The organism is Pantoea sp. JK (assembly GCF_026130245.1).
GTDB classification, from domain to species: Bacteria; Pseudomonadota; Gammaproteobacteria; order Enterobacterales; family Enterobacteriaceae; genus Pantoea; species Pantoea trifolii.
In genome coordinates this window covers 306,124-323,493 of record NZ_JAINFN010000001.1, presented here as the reverse complement: position 1 = coordinate 323,493, position 17,370 = coordinate 306,124, and the positions used below count along the sequence as shown (strand labels likewise).

Here is a 17,370-nt window from a genome sequence, read left to right as displayed (position 1 = left end):
GATTCAGAGTTCGGTTTTGGCGTCGAATTCACACAGATCTTCGATCAGACAGGATCCGCAACGCGGTTTGCGCGCCACGCAGGTATAACGACCGTGCAGAATCAGCCAGTGATGGCAGTCGACTTTAAACGCCGCCGGCACCACTTTCAGCAGTTTGTCTTCCACTTCTTCCACGTTCTTACCCGGCGCGAAGCGGGTGCGATTGCTAACACGAAAAATATGCGTATCGACAGCAATCGTCGGCCAGCCAAAAGCGGTATTAAGCACCACGTTGGCGGTTTTGCGCCCGACGCCCGGCAGCGCTTCCAGCGCGGCACGATCTTCCGGCACTTCGCCGCCGTGCTGTTCCAGCAGAATGCGGCAGGTCTTGATGACATTCTCCGCCTTGCTGTTAAACAGGCCGATGGTTTTGATGTACTCCTTCACGCCATCCACGCCGAGCGCCAGAATGGTTGCTGGCGTATTCGCCACCGGATAGAGCTTCGCGGTGGCTTTGTTGACGCTAACGTCGGTGGCTTGCGCGGAGAGTAACACCGCAATCAACAGCTCAAACGGCGAGCTGAAGTTCAGTTCTGTGGTGGGATGCGGATTCTCATCACGCAGGCGCGTCAGGATTTGCGCGCGTTTCTCTTTATTCACACCGCTTTCCCGGTTGCGCCTTGCGGCTCGGCTTCAGGCGCCGCAGCACGTGTGGCCGCACGCTGTTTCATCTTCTGATCGATCAGGTATTTCGCCGCCAGCAGCATGCCGAGGCCGATAAAGGCGCCCGGTGGCAGCATCGCCAGCAGCATTGGGGAATCAAAATGCACCACTTCAATACGCAGCGCTTTAGCCCACGGTCCCAGCAACTGATCCGCACCGTTGAACAGCGTACCGCTGCCAATCAGTTCACGAATCGAACCCAGCGTCACCATCGCGCAGGTTGCGCCCATGCCGATGGCAAAACCATCCAGCGCGGAGAGCGGAATGCTGCTCTTCGAGGCGACCGCTTCGGCGCGACCCACCACGATGCAATTGGTGACGATCAGCGGGATAAAGATGCCTAGCGACTGATACAAACCGTATGCGTAGGCGTTGATCAGCATCTGCACGCAGCTCACCACCGAGGCGATGATCATCACGTAAATCGGGATACGGATTTCAGCCGGCACCCAACGACGTGAAGCAGAAATTGCGCTGTTGGTGATGGTCAACACCAGCGTGGTCGCCAGGCCTAAGCCGAGGGCATTGGTGGCGGTTGAAGTGACCGCCAGCAGCGGACACAGGCCGAGCAGCTGCACCAGCGCGGAGTTATTTTTCCACAGGCCGCCGACCAGTAAATTCTTGGCTTCACTCATTTGCATCTCCACATTCAGGCAGCGAAGATAACTTCGCTGGCAGTGTTTCAATCAGCAGCGCGGTGCGCTTAGTGGCGTTGACCACCGCACGTGGCGTAATGGTAGCGCCGGTAAATTGGTCGAATTCACCGCCGTCTTTTTTCACCGCAAAATTTTTATCATCAGCGCCGTGGATCACTTTGCCATTAAAGCTGTTGATCCAGTCTGAAATACGCAGTTCGATTTTATCGCCAAGGCCCGGCGTTTCATGATGTTCAACCACGCGCACGCCCAGCACTTTTCCGTGGAAATCGGCCCCGACCAACATCTGAATCGCTCCAGAATAGCCGTCTGGCGCGGTGGTCTCAAGCGCTGCCGCCACGGGCTGATCGCCTTTACGCGCTAAATAGAGATGATGCGGTTTACCATTGCCCAGCGCCACCGCATCGGTCACCAGATAACACTCTTGCTGGATGTGATTGTCGTACAGATCGGTTGGCACCACCTGATCTAACAGATTTTTCTGTTGCAGCGCGGTCTGATGCTCCACCGTCGGTTTGGTGACATAGTTAACCACCGCCGTCACACCAGTGGTGATCACTGCAAACGCCGCCAGCGTCACCGCATTTTTACGAATAGCTTCGATCATCTTCAGTCCTTGCGATGGCCGTAAACGCGCGGCTGGGTGTAGTAATCAATCAGCGGCACACAAATATTGGCCAGCAATACCGCGAAGGCGACGCCGTCCGGATAGCCACCAAAGCTGCGAATCAGCCACACCAGCAAACCAATCAGCGCGCCATAAATCAGGCGTCCGCGGTTGGTGGTGGATGCCGTTACCGGATCGGTGGCAATAAAAAACGCGCCAAGCATGGTGGCACCCGAGAACAGGTGAATCAGCGGTGAGTTAAGCGACTCCGGCGAGAACAGCCAGCCCAGCGTGGCGCAGAACGCCAGCGAGACGAGGAAACTGACCGGAATGTGCCAGCGGATGGCATTTTTCGCCAGCAGCAGCGCGCCGCCCAGCAGATAACCGAGGTTAATCCACTGCCAGCCGAGACCGGCTAACACGCCGCTGTAAATCGGCTGCGCCAATAACTGATCGGCGCTGTGTCCGGCACGCAGACCGGTTTTAAAGGTATCGAGCGGCGTCGCCTGGCTGACGCCATCAACGCCGAGTTGCAGCTGTTGCATGGTTTCACCGGCCAGCGTGTGGTGGGTGAAGATCATGCTGAGCGAATCCAGCAGGCCAGGTTTGATCGCCTGCAAACTATCGGGCGGCAGCCAGCTGGTCATCTGCACCGGGAAGGAGATCAGCAGCACCACGTAACCCACCATCGCCGGGTTAAACGGGTTTTGCCCCAAACCGCCGTACAGCTGTTTGGCGATGACGATGGCAAAAATCGTACCCAATACCACCAACCACCACGGCGCGAGCGGCGGCAGGCTGATGCCGAGCAGCAACGCGGTGAGCAGGGCAGAATTATCGGATAAGGTCGGCACCACCGGCGTTTTGCGCAAGCGCAGAATCGCCCCTTCGGTGGCCCACGCGGTGGCGGTTGCCAGCAAAACCTGAATTAAAAAACCTACGCCAAAGAAATACCATTGTGCGGCCATGCCCGGCAGCGCGGCAAACACCACCAGCAGCATAATATTTCCGGTGCTGCGGCGGTTGTGGGTATAGGGAGAACTTGCAATACGAAAAGCCATTTAATCCTCAGTCGTCGAAGGCTGCTGCTGCGCTTTACGCGCTTTGGCACGGGCGACCGCAGCGGCAATTGCCGCTTTGCGTGGGTCGGCGGAGTCAGGAGAGGCAGCAGCCTCCACTTCAGGAGATGTGGCTTCAGCCTGCTGCGCAGCCGCCGCAGCGGCTTTTTTCGCTTTGGCGCGCGCTATTGCCGCTTCAACGGCGGCTTTGCGCGGATCGACTTCAGCAGCAGGTGCGTCAGCGGGCGGTTCGGCAGGTGCCGGTTCAGCAGGTTGTGCGGCAGCGGCGGCTTTTTTGGCTTTCGCGCGCGCAATCGCTGCTTCAACGGCGGCTTTGCGTGGATCGACTTCAGCAGCAGGTGCTTCAGCGGGCGGCTCGGCAGGTGCCGGTTCAGCGGCAGCGGCGGCTTTCTTCGCTTTCGCACGGGCAATCGCCGCTTCAACGGCAGCTTTGCGCGGATCGACTTCAGCCACCGGTTCAGCGGCAGGCGCTATCTCAGCCGCAGGTGCGCCCGCTTTCTTCGCCTTCGCACGCGCAATTGCCGCTTCCACCGCCGCTTTGCGCGGATCGCCAGACTGACGACTCAGCGCCTGCGTTTCAGCTTGCTTCTCGGCCTGCTGCGCTAAGGCTTGCGCGTGACGCGCTTCGCGTTCCGCAGCATCCTGCTCCGGCGTTTTTTCCTGACGCGCTTTCACACGTGCCACGGCAGCATCCCGTTCACCCTGATCGCTGCGCGCCACGCGCTGTTTGGCGTTTTCATGACGCGCTTCACGCGCCTGTTTTTCGCGCTCCAGGCGTGCCAGACGCGCTTCAAAACGCGCTTTCGCTTCGGCGGTGCGTTTCGCTTCGAGGTCGATGGCGCGCAGTTCCGCTTTCTCCTGACGATAATATTGCACCAGCGGAATGTTACTTGGGCAGACGTAAGCGCAGGCACCGCACTCAATGCAGTCATCAATATTGTGGGCGCGCGCTTTTTCGTGATCGCCGCCCTGGCTGTACCAGAACAACTGCTGCGGCAGCAGCTTGGCCGGACAGGCATCGGCGCAGGCGCTGCAGCGGATACAGGATTGTTCTTCCTGATCGTTGCCCATTTCGCTGGCGGACGGCGCCAGAATGCAGTTAGAGATTTTCACCAGCGGTACGTTCAGCGACGGCAGGGTAAAGCCCATCAGCGGACCGCCCATGATCACCATCTGGCGCGATCCCGGCGTAAAACCGGCATGCTGCAGCAGATGGCTCACCGGCGTACCGAGACGTCCCCAGACGTTGCGCGGACGCGCCAGCGCTTCGCCGGTCAGCGTGACCACGCGTTCGGTGATCGGTTCGCCGTCAACAATAGCGCGTTTTACCGCCCACGCGGTGCCGACGTTCTGCATCAGCACGCCGATATCGGTGGAGCGTCCGCCGTGTGGCACTTCGAGGCCGGTAAGAATCTGCGTCAGCTGCTTCGCGCCGCCAGAGGGATACTTGGTGGGGATGACGCGAATCTGCAATTCACGATCGCCACCCAATGCCTGTTTCAGCGCAGCAATGGCTTCCGGTTTGTTATCTTCAACGCCGATCAGCACGCGTTCCGCCTGCAACACCCACGCCAGAATACGGCAGCCTTCCAGCACTTCGGCGGCACAATCCTGCATTAAGCGGTCATCGGCGGTGATGTAAGGCTCGCACTCGGCGGCGTTGATGATCAGGGTTTTGACGCCGCGCAGGCCGCCGCGCAGTTTGGTGGCGGTCGGGAAGCCCGCGCCGCCTAAACCGGCAATACCCGCATTGTGAATGCGCTTGACGGCCTCTTCACGCGACAGGGCGCGGTAATCGGGCTGCGGATCGAGCGTGGTCCAGCGATCTTCGCCGTCGGCACGCAGGAAAATGCACAGCTCGGAGAGGCCAGAAGGGTGCGCCGTCATGTGTGGCGCAATCTCTTCGATGGTGCCGGAGGTCGGGGCGTGCACCGGCAGCATGCGTCCGCTGCCGAAGGTCAGAGGTTGACCGCGTAACACTTTGTCGCCAGGCGCGACGCAAATCTCGCCTTCATGGCCGATATGCTGTTTTAACGGAATGATAAAGCACTCAGGCAGCGGTAACTGACTCAGCGGCGTGCCGTTGGACTGTGTTTTCATTTCCGGCGGATGAATGCCGCCCTGAAAATCCCACAGCTTCTCTTTGCGGAACAGGTTAAACAAATTAAGCATGGGTTGTTTCTACCGGGATCACCCGTACAGGAATGGTGTCGAGATTCCACTTCCAGTTGGCCGTGGTGGTGGCAACCGGGCGCATCTCAATGCAGTCGGTCGGACAAGGCGCAACGCAGAGATCGCAGCCGGTGCAGACATCGCTCAGCACGGTGTGCATGGCGCGCGTGGCACCGACGATGGCGTCCACCGGGCAAGCCTGAATACATTTGGTGCAGCCGATGCAGTTCTCTTCATCGATCCACGCCACGGTACGTATCGGCTCCAGCACTTCTGCGCCGCCGTCGAGCGGTTGCGGTTCAACGTTGAGCAGCGCGGCCAATTTGAGCATGGTCTGCTCGCCGCCGGGCGCGCATTTATTGATGGCTTCGCCGTTATTACCTACCGCATCGGCATACGGGCGGCAGCCGGGATAGCCGCACTGCCCACACTGGCTCTGCGGTAAAATCTCATCGATCTGTTCAACAATCGGATCTTCTTCCACCTCGAAGCGACGCGAGGCGTAACCGAGCAGGGCACCGAACACCAGGCCCAATGCAGCAAGTGCGACAATCGCAATCCAAATCGCGGTCATTAGAATTTCACCAGCCCGGTGAAGCCCATAAAGGCCAGCGCCATCAAACCGGCGGTGATCAGCGCAATCGAGTTGCCTTTAAACGGTGCAGGAACATTCGCCAGCACCAGACGCTCGCGCATGCCCGCGAACAGCACCATCACCAGCGAGAAGCCGAGTGACGCGCTGAAGCCATATAGCGCCGCTTGCAGGAAGGTGTGATTCAAGTTAACGCTCAAGAGTGGCACGCCCAGTACCGCGCAGTTGGTGGTGATCAGCGGCAAAAAGATACCCAGCAGGCGATAAAGTGACGGGCTGGTTTTGCGCACCACCATTTCGGTGAACTGCACGACAACAGCAATCACCAGGATGTAGGCGAGGGTACGCAGATAAACCAGATCGAGCGGCACCAGAATCAGGTGGTTCACCAGCCAGGCGCAGATCGCCGCCAGCGTGATCACGAAAGTGGTGGCAAGTCCCATGCCGATGGCCGTTTCCAGTTTTTTTGACACGCCCATAAAGGGACAAAGGCCGAGGAATTTGACCAACACGAAGTTGTTCACCAGCACTGTGCCAATAAAGAGAAGTAAGTAATCGGTCATTTTTTAACCTGGGAAGCCGAAAGGCGTCTATTATCCGGAATTGAGAGGTGCATCTCAACCTTCACCGGGTTTATGTGGTCGTTGAGAGCACTCAGAATTAAATTGCTGACGAAACTCACATCATTATGGCTGGATAAACGTCTGTTTCACGCGTTGAGAGCGTTTGAAATAGGGCACAAACACCGCCGCAGCCAGCAGTGACAGCAGCAACGTCTGAATCGCCTTGCCGTCGGCAACCGGCGTGAAGGCAAAGGTTTTTAACGCCAGCAAAATCGTCATCAACAGCCACAGAATGTAGTGGCGAGGTAAGCGACGCGAACGTTTACAGAAAATCCAGCACACCCACAGGCTGTAAAGCCAAACCACCGCAGCGGTCAGCAGTGAAATCGACCATTGCGTGAGCAATATGCCACCATGTGAGAACAGCGTAGTACGCAATTCGGGATTGAACAGCGGGCTCAAATACATCGCCACCACCAGCGCGCTGGTCAGCATGGTCATGATCAGCCACGCCAGCGGCAGCAATAACCAGCCAGCGATACGTGGCGGGAACACCTGTTCGGTCATCGGGAAGATCCTGTTTGCAAAAAAGAGGGCGATGCAGAGCGTATCATGTCCAAACGGGGCACGCCCGACCTGGACAACGCAAGAGCGCAGATAAAGAGAGGGTAAATCAATTAGATCACGTAACGCCAGACGGTTTTAGGCACGCGGCCCATGTCGAACAGACGTCCGCCAGAGACCAGTTCAGCACGTCGATGGTCGGCAGCGCGATACATATTGATGATCTCATTATCATCAGTGAGCGAATAATTAAGATGGTCGTAGAGTTTTTCCAGACTATCGAGATTATTCACTTTGCGGAATTTCAGCAGGTAATCTAACGCAGTCATGATTGCCATTTAAATATAAAGTACTCGGAAGTGCCCAAGTATAGGGAGCACGCAGCGAGAGTCCATACGCGACTTGTAAAAAAAAACAAAATTCAGACAACATGCGCTAATTCGCTCATGAAACGACACTTTTTTTGCGTTTTAATGGTTTTAAACGCGTATTTGAAAAGCGATTTAAGGCAAATTCAGGCCGGTAATTAGCGGGTGTGTGAGAAAATCTCACACTAATTAATCCATACTGGTTAGCCATTATTTATCCGTCTCTATAATAGTTATTTCCGATCGTGCCGCTGACGAATCTGCTAATTATTCGCGACTGGCCAGCAAATTTGTGCACACGCCATGAAACCAGCACTCACAATCTGTGCGAGCAGTCACAAAACCAATAATTGATTGTCCGGACAGAGAATAACCATTCTTTACGTACCCGCTGTAATCGTTTTCAGTAGTGAGAAACATAACCGATTCTGTTTATTACATTTATTTAACCACCTGCGCAATAATTAGCAGGCATTTTGTCCATAACGGCACGCTCACTAAAGCCTTGCCCGTTCGCGTAACTCCTTTAATTCACTCTGATTTGTGAAGTAAGTCGCGCTTGTTTACGCGCTTTTCAGCCAGGCTTAATTCGCGTTTTGTACCCCTACAACACACTCCCTTCAGAGGAATGAAATTATGTGGAAACGTTTACTCTTGACCGCCATGGTGAGCTCGGCACTGAGTACGTCGGTATTGGCTGCTGATATGACGGTGGGCTTCTCACAGGTTGGCTCGGAATCTGGCTGGCGTTCAGCAGAAACCAATGTGGCAAAAAGTGAAGCGCAAAAGCGCGGCATCACACTGAAAATCGCCGATGGCCAGCAGAAACAAGAGAACCAAATCAAAGCGGTGCGCTCGTTCATTGCGCAGGGCGTTGATGCCATCTTCATTGCGCCAGTGGTGCAAACGGGATGGGAGCCGGTGCTGGAAGAAGCCAAAGACGCCAAGATTCCGGTGTTCTTACTCGATCGCGCCATCGTGGTGAAAGACAAATCGCTGTATATGGCGGTGGTCACCGCTGATAACGTGCTGGAAGGCAAGTTGATTGGTGACTGGCTGGTGAAAACCGTTGCGGACAAAAAATGTAACGTCGTCGAGCTGCAAGGCACCGTTGGCGCCAGCGTGGCAATTGACCGTAAGAAAGGCTTCGCCGAAGCCATCGCGGGACACGACAACATCAAAGTGATTCGCTCGCAGTCCGGCGACTTTACCCGCAGCAAAGGTAAAGAGGTGATGGAGAGCTTTATCAAGGCGGAAAACAACGGCAAGAACATCTGCATGGTTTACGCGCATAACGATGATATGGCGATCGGTGCCATTCAGGCGATCAAAGAAGCCGGTTTAAAACCAGGCAAAGATATCCTGACCGGTTCGATTGACGGCGTGCCCGATATCTACAAAGCGATGCTGGCCGGTGAAGCCAATGCCAACGTGGAGCTGACGCCAAACATGGCGGGTCCGGCATTCGACGCGCTGGAGAAATTCAAGAAAGACGGCACGATGCCGCCGAAAATCATCAAAACAGAATCGAAACTGTATCTGCCGGACTCCGCGCAGGCACAGCTCGATACCAAAAAAGGCATGGGTTACTGATCCCCGCAACCGCCCTTCGGGGCGGTTTTTGATGACGTAAGGCGAGGGAGAACCCGATGAGCACCTCCGATGAAACCGCACTGCTGACCATCAGCGGCGTCAGCAAAGGCTTTCCCGGCGTGAAGGCGCTGGATAATGTTTCGTTCAGCATCCGCAAGGGCGAGATCATGGCGCTGCTGGGTGAAAATGGCGCGGGCAAATCTACGCTGATTAAAGTCCTGACCGGCGTTTACACCCGCGATGCCGGTACGGTCACCCTGAATGGCAAGGCGATTACGCCGCACAATACCGCTGATGCACAGGAGATGGGCATTGGCACCGTTTATCAGGAAGTGAATCTGCTGCCGAATATGTCGGTAGCAGACAATTTGTACATTGGCCGCGAGCCGCGTCGCTTGGGCATGATCGATCGCAAGCGCATGGTGCGCGATGCCGATGCGCTGATGCGCAACTACGGCTTTGTGCTCGATGTGACGCGACCGCTGGGCCATTACTCGGTGGCGATGCAGCAGATCATTGCGATTTGCCGCGCGGTCGATCTCTCCGCGCAGGTGCTGATCCTCGATGAACCGACCGCCAGCCTCGATGCCAATGAAGTCGAAATGCTGTTTACCCTGATGGCGCAGCTGAAAGCCAAAGGGATGAGCCTGATTTTTGTGACCCACTTTCTCGACCAGGTTTACCGCATTACCGATCGCATCACTGTGCTGCGTAACGGCCAGTTTATTGCCACGCGCGATACCGCCACGCTGCCGCAGATTGAACTGATTAAGCTGATGTTGGGACGCGAGTTGCTGGAAACCGCTTTGCAGCGTCAGGGCAGCACGCTGCGCAGCAATCAGCCGGTGGTGTCGTTTGAAGATTACGGCAAGAAGGGCACCATTGAACCGTTCAACCTGCAGGTGCGACCGGGTGAAGTGGTGGGCCTGGCCGGATTGCTCGGTTCAGGCCGAACCGAAACCGCCGAAGTGCTGTTTGGCATTCGCCGCGCCGATCGCGGCACTGCGACCATCAAGGGCAAAGTGCAGAGCATTCGCACGCCCGCGAAGGCCTCGCGTCTCGGCATGGGCTTCTGTCCGGAAGATCGTAAAACCGACGGCATCATTGGTGGCGCATCGGTACGCGAAAATATCATTCTGGCGTTGCAGGCGCAGCGCGGCTGGCTGCGACCGATTAAGCGTCGTGAGCAGCAGGAGATCGCCGAGCGCTTTATCAAGAGCCTCGGCATTCGCACGCCGCATGCCGATCAACCGGTTGAGCTGTTGTCCGGCGGCAACCAGCAAAAAGTGCTGCTGTCGCGCTGGCTGGTCACTAAACCGCAATTCCTGATCCTCGACGAGCCAACGCGCGGCATCGATGTGGGCGCGCACGCCGAGATCATTCGCTTAATTGAAACCCTGTGCGCCGACGGATTGGCGCTGCTGGTTATCTCCTCTGAACTCGAAGAACTGGTGGGCTATGCCGATCGCGTGTTGATTATGCGCGATTTGAAGCAGGTGGCCGAAATCCCGCTGGAGCAGCTGTCGGTGGCCGCGATCGTCAACGCCATCGCTGACGGAGGAGCACAACATGCTTGAATCCCCTATGACACATGACAAACCCGAACGGCGTAAGCCGAAGCTGCCGCCTGGCATGCCGCAGATTGTGGCGTTGATTCTGGTGCTGCTGGTGGATAGCCTGGTGGCGAATAACTTTTTTGCCATCCACATTCAGGATGGCCGTTTGTTCGGCAGCCCAATTGATATCCTCAATCGCGCCGCGCCGGTGGCGCTGCTGGCGATTGGCATGACGCTGGTGATTGCTACCGGCGGCATCGATCTGTCGGTGGGCGCGGTGATGGCGATTGCCGGTGCGACGGCGGCGACGCTGACCGTGGCGGGGCACAGTTTGCCGTTCATCATTCTGGTGACGCTCGGTACCGGCCTGGCCTGCGGTTTGTGGAATGGCATTTTGGTGGCGTTGCTAAAAATCCAGCCATTTGTCGCCACCTTGATTTTGATGGTGGCGGGACGCGGCGTGGCGCAGCTGATTACGCAGGGGCAGATCGTCACCTTCAACAGCGATAGCCTGGCGTGGTTCGGCAGCGGTTCGTTGTGGCTGCTGCCGGTGCCGGTGTGGATCACGTTGCTGGTGGCGTTAGTGGTGTGGCTGTTGACGCGCAAAACCGCGCTCGGACTGTTTATCGAGGCGGTCGGTATTAACCTGCGTGCAGCGCGCAATGCCGGTGTGAATGGCTGGCTGGTGGTGATGTCGACCTATGTGATTAGCGGCATGTGTGCGGCGGTGGCGGGCATGATCGTTGCCGCGGATATCCGTGGGGCCGATGCCAATAACGCCGGATTGTGGCTGGAGCTGGATGCGATTTTGGCGGTGGTGATTGGCGGTGCCTCGCTGATGGGCGGGCGCTTTAATCTGGTGCTGTCGCTGATTGGCGCGTTAATTATTCAGTCGATGAATACCGGTATTTTGCTGTCCGGCTTCCAGCCTGAACTCAATCAGGTAGTGAAAGCGGTGGTGGTGATGTGCGTGCTGCTGCTGCAGTCGCCACGCTTTATTGCCATGTTGAAACGGAGACGCCCGAAATGATGAAACGTCATCTGCCCTTGATGATCACGCTGCTGGTATTTGTGGCGGGTTATCTGTTTTGCCTGAGCCAATTTCCCGGCTTCGCCTCAACGCGCGTGATCTGCAATATCCTCACCGACAATGCCTTCCTCGGCATTATTGCCGTGGGAATGACGTTCGTGATTTTGTCCGGCGGGATTGATCTGTCGGTGGGCGCGGTGATCGCCTTCAGCGGCGTGTTTCTGGCGCGAGTGATTGGCGATTATCATCTCGATCCCATTCTGGCGTTTACGCTGGTGCTGGCGATGGGCGCACTGTTTGGCGCGATGATGGGCTGGTTGATCGATGCGCTGAAAATTCCGGCATTTATCATTACGCTGGCGGGGATGTTTTTCCTGCGCGGCTGCAGCTATCTGGTGTCGGAGAATTCGATTCCCATCGATCATCCGCTTTACACCACGCTGTCGAGCCTCGCGTGGAAGATCCCCGGCGGCGGCCGCTTGAGTTTGCTGGCGCTAATTATGCTGGTGGTGGTGCTGGGCGGCATTATTCTGGCGCACCGCACGCGTTTTGGTAATCAGGTGTATGCGATTGGCGGCAGCCTGACTTCGGCGCAGCTGATGGGCGTGTCTACGCGTGCGACCACCATTAAGATTTATATGTTGTCGACCACGCTGGCGACGCTGGCGGGCATTGTGTTCTCGATTTATACCTCGGCGGGCTATGCGCTGGCGGGATTGGGCGTGGAACTGGACGCGATTGCCTCGGTGGTGATTGGCGGGACGTTATTGTCCGGCGGCGTCGGCACGGTGTTGGGCACGCTGTTCGGCGTGTTGATTCAGGGATTGATTCAAACCTGGATTAACTTCGACGGTACCTTGAGTTCATGGTGGACCAAGATCGCCATCGGCATTCTGCTGTTCGCCTTTATCGCGCTGCAACGCCTGTTAACGGTTATGTGGGATCGCCAGCAGAACGCCCCTGTCAAAAGATTAACCTCTTAAATTCTTCTTCGCTTTCGTAGGGTGGCCATTTATAGCCACCTGGTTTGCTTAATGGCTACTGGATCGGCGCCACGGCCTTTCCTGACTTGGTGAGGATTTCTTTGTTTGTCAAGCACCCACGTTTCCCTCACCCCAACCCTCTCCCGCAGGCGGGAGAGGGGGCAGATTGATGATTGATGTAGGATAGGAAATCACAGCGTTAACTGAACGGTTCCTTCTCCCGCTTGCGGGAGAAGGTTAGGATGAGGGGAATATCGCAAAGGACTAAATCAACGCGCTAAGCGGTAGTACGCCTCATTCCAGCGCAACGCATCTTTAAATGCCGGTAAGCGCGTCTCCTCATCAATCACCAGCACTTCAATGCCATTCAGCTCGCCGTAAAGATACATATCATCCAAATCCAGCGCCTGGCTGAACACCGTGTGGTGCGCGCCGCCGGCCAGAATCCAGGCTTCGGAGGCCGTTGCCAGCGACGGCTGGGCACGCCACAAAGCACGCGCCACCGGCAGTTTTGGCAACGGTTTAGGTTGCTCGATGGCATCCACCACGTTCACCAGTAAACGGAAACGATCGCCCATATCAATGACGCTGGCATTTACCGCGCGTCCGGCTGGCGTGGAGAAGATCATGCGTGCTGGATCGGCTTTGTCGCCAATGCCGAGGAACTGCACATCAATCAGCGGTTTCTCCTCTTTGGCGATGGACGGGCACACTTCCAGCATGTGCGAGCCCAGCACCAAATCGTTGCCCGGTGAGAAGTGATAGGTGTAATCCTCCATAAAGGAGGTGCCGCCTGCACGCGTGCCCGCTTGTACCTTGAGGATGTGTAGCAGCGCGGCGGTTTTCCAGTCGCCTTCACCGGCAAAGCCGTAGCCCTGGCCCATCAAGCGTTGCACCGCCAAACCGGGCAGTTGCGTCATGCCGTGCAAGGTCTGGAAGTTGGTGGTGAAGGCTTTGCAGCCCTCGGCTTCGAGGAAGCGCTTCAGACCGAGCTCAATGCGTGCCGCATCCAGTACGTTTTGACGCTTTTCACCGTTAACCGCTGCAACATCGGTAAAGCGATATTGGCTTTCGTATTCATCAATCAACGCGTTGACGTCGCCATCGCTGACGCTGTTCACCACTTCAACCAGATCGCCGACGCCCCAGCCATTTACGGAGTAACCAAACTGAATCTGCGCTGCGACTTTATCGCCTTCGGTTACCGCCACTTCGCGCATGTTGTCGCCGAAGCGCGCTACTTTCAGTTGCTGGCTAGCCTGTTTTGCCAGCGCGGCATTGATCCAGCGTCCGATGCGCTGCTGGCTGGCTTTATCCTGCCAGTGGCCGGTCACCACGCTGTGCTGCAAGCCCATACGTGCGCCAATAAAACCGAACTCGCGGCCGCCGTGCGCGGTTTGGTTGAGGTTCATAAAGTCCATATCCATGCTGTCCCACGGAATCTCCGCATTGAACTGGGTATGGAATTGCAGCAGCGGCTTATTGAGGATGCTGAGGCCACCAATCCACATCTTGGCCGGCGAGAAGGTGTGCAGCCAGGTAATGATGCCGACGCACTGATTGTCGTGGTTGGCAGCGCGGCACAGGGCCAGCGCTTCATCCGGCGATTTCACCAGCGGCTTGAGCACCAGCGACACCGGCAGCGTGCCGGCCTGATTCAATCCGTCCATCACCTGGCGAGCGTGCTGTTCCACCTGACGCAAGGTTTCCGCGCCGTAAAGGTGCTGCGTACCAATAACAAACCACACCTGTTGTGCGTTGTGCTGTTCCATTAAATCTCTCCTTTACTGAGCGGATGCGGTGCGCGCGGCATACTGCGGTTCAGCGGCCTGGCACCAGTTTTGATAACGTTGATAAAGTTGCTGATAAACCACCACGCGCTCGGCGTTGGGTTGCAGCGTGACATCAATCGGACTGGCCATCACGTGCTGGGCGGCAGGCACATCGGCATACACGCCCGCAGCGACGGCGGCAAAAATGGCGGCGCCGAGTGCGCAGCATTCGTCAGAGGCGACGATATCCAGCGGACGGTTCATCACGTCGCAGCACGCCTGCATGATGGCGGGGGATTTGCGGGCGATGCCGCCGAGCGTCAGGATGCTCTGCACCGGAATCTGCTGCTGTTCGAAGCACTCCATAATGGCGCGCGCACCAAACGCGGTGGCGGCGATCAGGCCACCAAACAGCGCGGGCGCATCGGTGCCAAGGTTGAGATCGGTGATGACGCCCTTTAAGCGCTGATTAGCATCCGGCGTGCGGCGGCCGTTGAACCAGTCGAGCACCACCGGCAGATGATCGAGCTGCGGATTGGCCGCCCAGGCTTCGGTGAGGTTGCGGATCAGATCTTTTTGCAGCGCGGCTAACTGCGGTTGCAGCTCGGGATGTTGCTGCGCCGCCTGCTGCAATGGCCAGCCGAGCAGGCGGCTGAACCAGGCATAAATATCGCCAAACGCTGACTGACCGGCTTCGCAGCCAATCGCGCCTGGCACCACGCTGCCATCCACCTGGCCGCAAATGCCTTTGATGGCGCGGTCGCCAACGGTGTCGCTGTCGGCAATCAGAATGTCGCAGGTTGAGGTGCCAATCACTTTCACCAGCGTATACGGCTGCGCACCAGCACCGACCGCGCCCATGTGGCAGTCAAACGCGCCGCCCGAAAGTATCACCTTCTCTGATAAGCCGAGGCGCTGTGCCCATTCGCTGCTGAGCGTGCCAACTGGCACATCGGCGGTCCAGGTTTCTTCGAACAGGGGAGAATCGAGCTGCTCGACCAGCAGCGGATCGAGCGCGCGGAAGAACTCAGCCGGCGGCAAGCCTTGCCACTCCGGATGCCACAGTGATTTGTGCCCGGCGGCACAGCGTCCACGACGCAGTTGCGCGGGTGCGGTGGTGCCGCTGAGTAACGCGGGCACCCAATCGCACAGTTCCACCCAAGACACTGCCGCGTCACGTACCGCAGCATCGGCGCGTGACACGTGCAGTATCTTGGCCCAGAACCACTCCGACGAATACACGCCGCCAATATAGCGGGTGTAATCGTTGAAACGACCGCTTCGACACAGCTGATTGATCTCTTCGGCTTCTTCAATCGCGGTGTGATCTTTCCACAGCACAAACATCGCGTTGGGATTGCTGGCGAATTCCGGGCGCAGCGCCAGCACGTTGCCATCACGATCGATGGGCGCGGGCGTTGAGCCGGTGGAATCCACGCCAATCCCGACCACGGCGGCGCGCTGCTCAGGCGTTAAGGCGTTAACCACGGTGACAATCGCCTGTTCTAACGCATCAATATAATCCTGCGGATGGTGACGAAAACGGTTGGCGTGCGCATCGCAAAATTCACCGTTGGCCCAGCGTGCATAGTTGACCACCGCTTTTTCCAGCTCTTTACCACTGTGACAGTCCACGGCCAGCGCACGCACCGAGTCACTGCCGAAATCCAGCCCAATTGTTATGGTGCCAGCACCCATTGGGATTCTCCTGTGTGAGTTATCTGGCTCTATCCTGGAATGGGGCGGCAGAAGCGGTTAGTCATCAGTCGCTGAGAATATGCACTTTTCTGCCATCGGCGAGGATGTGTGATCCATAGCAAAAGTTAACGACCGGTTAAATTTGCTGAATATATGGAGGATTTTGTCATCGTTTTGGGATGTGATACCGCTCTACATTTTTCCTTTCCATTCCCGCTACAACTAGCCCAGCGTTTGCGCAGCCTTTGTACAACCTTTGTGCTAACGCGCTGATTTTTAGCTGTACCCCACAGAATTATTTGATTGGTAGCGTTTACACCGATTGGTTAATAACAGCCTAAAACAACATTGTGCCGGAGAGCATCATGCATAAATTCACTAAAACGCTGGCGGCGGTAGGTCTCGCTGCGGTTATGTCACAATCCGCTATCGCCGAGACCATGAAACTCGGTTTCCTTGTCAAACAACCGGAAGAGCCCTGGTTCCAGACCGAATGGAAATTCGCGGATAAAGCTGGCAAGGATCTCGGTTTCGAAGTGATCAAAATTGCGGTGCCTGACGGCGAGAAAACCCTCAACGCTATCGATAGCCTCGCCGCCAGCGGCGCGAAAGGTTTTGTTATCTGTACGCCGGATCCCAAACTCGGCTCGGCGATTGTTGCTAAAGCGCGCGGTTACGGTCTGAAAGTGATCGCCGTCGATGACCAGTTCGTCACCGCCAAAGGCAAGCCGATGGATACCGTGCCATTAGTGATGATGGCCGCGACCAAGATCGGCGAGCGTCAGGGACAAGAACTGTATAAAGAGATGCAGAAACGCGGCTGGGATGTGAAAGAGACTGGCGTGATGGCCATCACCGCCAACGAGCTCGACACCGCACGCCGTCGCACCAGCGGTTCGATGGACGCGCTGAAAGCCGCCGGTTTCCCGGAGAAGCAGATTTATCAAGTCCCGACCAAATCCAACGATATCCCAGGCGCGTTTGATGCCGGTAACTCGCTGCTGGTGCAGCATCCGGAAGTGAAGCATTGGCTGATTCTCGGCATGAACGATAACACCGTGCTGGGCGGCGTGCGCGCCACCGAAGGTCAGGGCTTCAAGGCGCCAGACGTGATCGGTATCGGCATCAACGGTGTTGATGCGGTGAGTGAGCTGTCAAAAGGTTCCGCCACCGGCTTCTACGGTTCGCTGCTGCCAAGCCCGGACGTACACGGTTATAAGAGCAGCCAGATGCTCTACAACTGGGTAACCAAAGATCAGGAGCCGCCGAAGTTCACCGAAGTCACCGATGTGGTGCTGATTACCCGCGATAACTTCAAAGCCGAGCTGGATAAGAAAGGGCTGAAGTAAGGATCAGCGGTTTTGGAAGGTCGCCATAAATGGCGACCCTACGATGCGGTTTTGTAGGGTGCGCATTCATGCGCACCTCAGTCCAT

16 protein-coding genes are annotated in these 17,370 nt (G+C 56.9%); 5 read left to right on the top strand and 11 right to left on the bottom strand.

Annotated features, from left to right (window positions below; genetic code table 11):
• Positions 1-3: 3 nt before the first annotated feature.
• The 9 genes from nth to ydgT form a co-directional block, all read right to left on the bottom strand.
• Positions 4-639 (bottom strand): endonuclease III, encoded by a 636-nt coding sequence (gene nth / locus PanJK_RS01545; RefSeq protein ID WP_008110262.1) that lies wholly within the window; start codon positions 637-639, stop codon positions 4-6.
• On the bottom strand, positions 636-1,337 hold the full coding sequence (locus PanJK_RS01540; RefSeq protein WP_008110261.1) for an electron transport complex subunit E: 702 nt from the start codon (positions 1,335-1,337) through the stop codon (positions 636-638). The genes nth and PanJK_RS01540 overlap by 4 nt, the downstream gene beginning before the upstream one ends.
• On the bottom strand, positions 1,330-1,965 hold the full coding sequence (gene rsxG / locus PanJK_RS01535) for an electron transport complex subunit RsxG (RefSeq protein ID WP_008110260.1): 636 nt from the start codon (positions 1,963-1,965) through the stop codon (positions 1,330-1,332). Before rsxG ends, PanJK_RS01540 begins: the two co-directional genes overlap by 8 nt.
• A 2-nt stretch (positions 1,966-1,967) precedes the next feature.
• Positions 1,968-3,026, bottom strand: a complete 1,059-nt coding sequence (rsxD, locus tag PanJK_RS01530; protein WP_256696350.1) for an electron transport complex subunit RsxD — start codon at positions 3,024-3,026, stop codon at positions 1,968-1,970.
• Positions 3,027-5,216, bottom strand: a complete 2,190-nt coding sequence (rsxC, locus tag PanJK_RS01525) for an electron transport complex subunit RsxC (protein ID WP_265296880.1) — start codon at positions 5,214-5,216, stop codon at positions 3,027-3,029. It lies immediately after the preceding gene.
• The gene (gene rsxB / locus PanJK_RS01520) at positions 5,209-5,790 is read right to left on the bottom strand and encodes an electron transport complex subunit RsxB (RefSeq protein ID WP_008110257.1); all 582 of its coding nucleotides are present in this window, start codon (positions 5,788-5,790) and stop codon (positions 5,209-5,211) included. Before rsxB ends, rsxC begins: the two co-directional genes overlap by 8 nt.
• Complete coding sequence (gene rsxA / locus PanJK_RS01515; protein WP_008110256.1) at positions 5,790-6,371, bottom strand: electron transport complex subunit RsxA; 582 nt, start codon at positions 6,369-6,371, stop codon at positions 5,790-5,792. The genes rsxB and rsxA overlap by 1 nt, the downstream gene beginning before the upstream one ends.
• Before the next feature lie 123 nt (positions 6,372-6,494).
• Entirely contained in the window at positions 6,495-6,938 is a 444-nt protein-coding gene (locus PanJK_RS01510) for a DUF2569 domain-containing protein (RefSeq protein WP_256696352.1), read from the bottom strand.
• Positions 6,939-7,048: 110 nt separating this feature from the next.
• Positions 7,049-7,264 (bottom strand): transcription modulator YdgT, encoded by a 216-nt coding sequence (gene ydgT / locus PanJK_RS01505; RefSeq protein ID WP_036650139.1) that lies wholly within the window; start codon positions 7,262-7,264, stop codon positions 7,049-7,051.
• A 675-nt stretch (positions 7,265-7,939) separates the two neighbouring features.
• Between ydgT and ytfQ the strand changes: the two genes are divergently transcribed.
• From ytfQ to yjfF, 4 genes are read left to right on the top strand one after another with little or no spacing between them, the layout of a single operon-like run.
• Positions 7,940-8,896, top strand: a complete 957-nt coding sequence (gene ytfQ / locus PanJK_RS01500) for a galactofuranose ABC transporter, galactofuranose-binding protein YtfQ (protein WP_008110249.1) — start codon at positions 7,940-7,942, stop codon at positions 8,894-8,896.
• 56 nt (positions 8,897-8,952) lie between these two features.
• Positions 8,953-10,473 (top strand): sugar ABC transporter ATP-binding protein, encoded by a 1,521-nt coding sequence (locus tag PanJK_RS01495; protein WP_256696353.1) that lies wholly within the window; start codon positions 8,953-8,955, stop codon positions 10,471-10,473.
• Positions 10,466-11,482 (top strand): galactofuranose ABC transporter, ATP-binding protein YtfT, encoded by a 1,017-nt coding sequence (ytfT, locus tag PanJK_RS01490; protein ID WP_008110246.1) that lies wholly within the window; start codon positions 10,466-10,468, stop codon positions 11,480-11,482. Before PanJK_RS01495 ends, ytfT begins: the two co-directional genes overlap by 8 nt.
• Positions 11,479-12,465, top strand: coding sequence for a galactofuranose ABC transporter, permease protein YjfF (gene yjfF / locus PanJK_RS01485; RefSeq protein ID WP_256696354.1), 987 nt, complete (start codon positions 11,479-11,481; stop codon positions 12,463-12,465). Before ytfT ends, yjfF begins: the two co-directional genes overlap by 4 nt.
• Positions 12,466-12,734: 269 nt before the next feature.
• Here yjfF and araA read toward each other — a convergent pair whose 3' ends face one another.
• Positions 12,735-14,237 (bottom strand): L-arabinose isomerase, encoded by a 1,503-nt coding sequence (gene araA / locus PanJK_RS01480; RefSeq protein ID WP_256696355.1) that lies wholly within the window; start codon positions 14,235-14,237, stop codon positions 12,735-12,737.
• Positions 14,238-14,249: 12 nt separating this feature from the next.
• Positions 14,250-15,935: a ribulokinase gene (locus PanJK_RS01475; RefSeq protein ID WP_265296877.1), complete on the bottom strand. Its 1,686-nt coding sequence runs from the start codon at positions 15,933-15,935 to the stop codon at positions 14,250-14,252.
• Between the two features lie 365 nt (positions 15,936-16,300).
• On the opposite strand from PanJK_RS01475, the gene PanJK_RS01470 reads away from it, so the two are divergent.
• Complete coding sequence (locus PanJK_RS01470) at positions 16,301-17,284, top strand: arabinose ABC transporter substrate-binding protein (protein ID WP_061720153.1); 984 nt, start codon at positions 16,301-16,303, stop codon at positions 17,282-17,284.
• The last annotated feature ends 86 nt before the right edge of the window (positions 17,285-17,370 follow it).

Coding starts and splice junctions, on each gene's coding strand:
- PanJK_RS01540 (WP_008110261.1), bottom strand. CDS start 1,337: ATGAGTGAAGCCAAGAATTTACTGGTCGGCGGCCTGTGGAAAAATAAC.
- rsxG (WP_008110260.1), bottom strand. CDS start 1,965: ATGATCGAAGCTATTCGTAAAAATGCGGTGACGCTGGCGGCGTTTGCA.
- rsxD (WP_256696350.1), bottom strand. CDS start 3,026: ATGGCTTTTCGTATTGCAAGTTCTCCCTATACCCACAACCGCCGCAGC.
- rsxC (WP_265296880.1), bottom strand. CDS start 5,216: ATGCTTAATTTGTTTAACCTGTTCCGCAAAGAGAAGCTGTGGGATTTT.
- rsxB (WP_008110257.1), bottom strand. CDS start 5,790: ATGACCGCGATTTGGATTGCGATTGTCGCACTTGCTGCATTGGGCCTG.
- rsxA (WP_008110256.1), bottom strand. CDS start 6,371: ATGACCGATTACTTACTTCTCTTTATTGGCACAGTGCTGGTGAACAAC.
- PanJK_RS01510 (WP_256696352.1), bottom strand. CDS start 6,938: ATGACCGAACAGGTGTTCCCGCCACGTATCGCTGGCTGGTTATTGCTG.
- ydgT (WP_036650139.1), bottom strand. CDS start 7,264: ATGACTGCGTTAGATTACCTGCTGAAATTCCGCAAAGTGAATAATCTC.
- ytfQ (WP_008110249.1), top strand. CDS start 7,940: ATGTGGAAACGTTTACTCTTGACCGCCATGGTGAGCTCGGCACTGAGT.
- PanJK_RS01495 (WP_256696353.1), top strand. CDS start 8,953: ATGAGCACCTCCGATGAAACCGCACTGCTGACCATCAGCGGCGTCAGC.
- ytfT (WP_008110246.1), top strand. CDS start 10,466: ATGCTTGAATCCCCTATGACACATGACAAACCCGAACGGCGTAAGCCG.
- yjfF (WP_256696354.1), top strand. CDS start 11,479: ATGATGAAACGTCATCTGCCCTTGATGATCACGCTGCTGGTATTTGTG.
- araA (WP_256696355.1), bottom strand. CDS start 14,237: ATGGAACAGCACAACGCACAACAGGTGTGGTTTGTTATTGGTACGCAG.
- PanJK_RS01475 (WP_265296877.1), bottom strand. CDS start 15,935: ATGGGTGCTGGCACCATAACAATTGGGCTGGATTTCGGCAGTGACTCG.
- PanJK_RS01470 (WP_061720153.1), top strand. CDS start 16,301: ATGCATAAATTCACTAAAACGCTGGCGGCGGTAGGTCTCGCTGCGGTT.